The sequence below is a fragment of the Xenorhabdus littoralis genome (assembly GCF_033949345.1).
GTDB classification, from domain to species: Bacteria; Pseudomonadota; Gammaproteobacteria; order Enterobacterales; family Enterobacteriaceae; genus Xenorhabdus; species Xenorhabdus littoralis.
Window position 1 is genome coordinate 1 of the sequence record NZ_VCDP01000235.1, and the last position, 543, is coordinate 543.

General features: G+C 49.2%; 2 protein-coding genes. Both read left to right on the plus strand.

Annotated features, from left to right (window positions below):
• Window positions 1-196, plus strand: a 196-nt coding sequence (locus FE394_RS19445) for a hypothetical protein (RefSeq protein WP_319927958.1), incomplete at its 5' end; no start/stop codon positions are given.
• 23 nt (window positions 197-219) lie between these two features.
• A partial coding sequence (locus tag FE394_RS19450; RefSeq protein ID WP_319927959.1) for a phage integrase N-terminal domain-containing protein occupies window positions 220-543 on the plus strand: 324 nt, incomplete at its 3' end.

The following is a 543-nucleotide window of genomic DNA, read 5'->3' on the forward strand; positions in this document are numbered from 1 at the left end:
TTACCTACGTCAAGATAATGAGGCGTTCATCCTGATTGAATCAGGTACTGAACGGGGAGCCTGTCATCGCTGTGCTGAGCACGTCGCGAGCTCCTGCAAAAACTCAACACAATCTTCGCTCTGCTACACATTATCTGACGCACCACGGAACGGTGAACCTGAACCGACACGCAGAGACTTGTTTAAAAACGAATGAAAAAAGTGACAGGAGATGCGGAGATGGCGCAGAAATCAGTACGTTCAAAAGTTGAGTGGTTCAGGAAAGAGTTTATCACTCACGCCCGAAAAGCCGGCGGGAGTTTTGCCACAGTCGCTGACCGTGAGCGCATTGCCCGGCAGTTCCTCGACTATTTGAAAAACAACGACATTAAATTCAGGCAAATGGATAGCCTCAAGGCGAAATATATTGAGCGCTATATTGCTCAGCGTAAGACTAACCATATCAGTCACCGGACACTGCAAAATGAGATGTCAGCACTGAGAGCGATTTTAGCGCAGGCCGGAAAGCTTAAGTTGGCTGCGCCGGACAATCCGCGTCTGAGC